Origin of the sequence: Pseudomonas sp. NPDC090755, assembly GCF_044769005.1 — a bacterium.
Lineage (GTDB): Bacteria > Pseudomonadota > Gammaproteobacteria > Pseudomonadales > Pseudomonadaceae > Aquipseudomonas.
This window is the reverse complement of record NZ_JBIVXC010000062.1, coordinates 1-1,436: the sequence shown is the minus strand read 5'-3', so window position 1 is coordinate 1,436 and position 1,436 is coordinate 1. Positions and strand designations below refer to the sequence as shown.

The 1,436-nt window shown below is 62.0% G+C and carries 2 protein-coding genes and 1 pseudogene; all 3 read right to left on the bottom strand.

Annotated elements, in window-relative coordinates; translation table 11 throughout:
- Positions 1–139 precede the first annotated feature (139 nt).
- Entirely contained in the window at positions 140–379 is a 240-nt protein-coding gene (locus ACIQUS_RS27280; protein WP_403054294.1) for a hypothetical protein, read from the bottom strand.
- Positions 376–627 (bottom strand): annotated as a pseudogene (locus ACIQUS_RS27275) (hypothetical protein). The gene ACIQUS_RS27280 and the pseudogene ACIQUS_RS27275 overlap by 4 nt, the downstream one beginning before the upstream one ends.
- Positions 624–1,277: a hypothetical protein gene (locus tag ACIQUS_RS27270; protein ID WP_403054291.1), complete on the bottom strand. Its 654-nt coding sequence runs from the start codon at positions 1,275–1,277 to the stop codon at positions 624–626. The pseudogene ACIQUS_RS27275 and the gene ACIQUS_RS27270 overlap by 4 nt, the downstream one beginning before the upstream one ends.
- Between the last annotated feature and the right edge of the window lie 159 nt (positions 1,278–1,436).

Genomic DNA, 1,436 nt, shown 5'->3' with positions numbered 1-1,436 from the left:
GCCGGCCTGGATCTCGTGCACGTTGAAACCGTTGCTGTGGACGTGCCAGCCGTGGATCACTGCGATGAAGCGGCTCATGGCCTCGGCCCCTTCCAAATCACCCAGGCCATGTAGAGCGGGGCGGCGATGGGTAGGAGGATCATGGCTGTAGCTCCTCGGGCGCCTTGATCAGCCGCCACTTCGTATTGTTGCTCTGGTTTCGATCCGACTCGACCAGCCCGTTCTTCTCCATCCGCTCCAACTCCCGGCGTATCTCTGGTGTTCCGCTGGCGCCGGACACGTGGAACTTGAGCCACCAAGTACAGAACCAGCCGCGGGGGCTTTGTTCACGCTGCTGCATGTAGTCGATGATCTTCTCGCGCAGTGACTTTTCACTCACAGCTGATACCTCTCATCAATCCAGCGCCCAGGCGCCAGTGCGGGTGTAGGTTCGGGTTGTGTTTCGTGCGGGGAGAGCTGGCGCTAGTTGCCGGCCTGCAGCTGGCTGTCGGGGATGCAGCTGATCGCCGACTCGTTGAGGATGTAGCAGGTGACGCCGCGGCGGGCGTCGTGCTGCACGTCGATGTAGCGTTCAGTTGCGCTGGCGCCGGTGGCCAGCAGCAGTAGGAAGAGGGCGAGGCGGGTCATGGCTGGATCCTCCTGAACTTGACTACCCAGACCCATGGGTTGGCGTCCCAGCTTTCCTGGCCGTTGATGTCCTTCCACAAGCCGCCGAACATGGACGCGGCTATGTGCTGGCGTTTCTCGGCGTCTGCACCGAATAGCCAGAACTCGCGGACCTCGCAGCCTTCCTCGCGGACCTGCTGCACGCTGATGTCCTGCAGGCGCTCGACGCGCACATCGGTGATTTCCAGCAGGATGCGGCTGGCCCAGCGCGGCATGTGAATACTTGGCCGCCAAAGCAGGTCAGTGCCGTTCCAGCTTGCGCGGAAAATGCAGTGTTCTGGCTTTTGGAAGCGCTTGGGGATCTCTGACAGTGGCGATCCCTTACAGCCCATGTACTGGGTGTAGGCCCAGGTTCCGTCGTCCTCTGGATCCTCCAGCCAGGTCTCGCGCACCCACAGGCGATCTCCTGGTCGGCCATACGGGCATTCCGGGTTGCGTTTTGTCGGATCGGGATGGCGAATGAACGGCTGGCCCAGGCCGTAGCTGCCGATGTCACCCTTCGTGCGGGGCTGGATCTTCACCGCCCGGCGTGTGACCGTCTTCCGGCCCTCCAGGATGGCGCGCACCATCGGCGCACTGAACAGGATCGGGCGTTCCTTTGCTTGAGACATAGCTTCGCCTTCGCCGCCATATTGCGGCAGTGAATAGAGGGGAGAGGGGTTACAGTGGGGTGGAGTACAAATGTACTCCATGGTCAGTCAGGAGCAATGCTGCCCTCGTTCAGGCGGCGGACTTCGTCGAGACAAGCGTTCCGGCCTTCATTGCCTCGG

Coding starts and splice junctions, on each gene's coding strand:
- ACIQUS_RS27270 (WP_403054291.1), bottom strand. CDS start 1,277: ATGTCTCAAGCAAAGGAACGCCCGATCCTGTTCAGTGCGCCGATGGTG.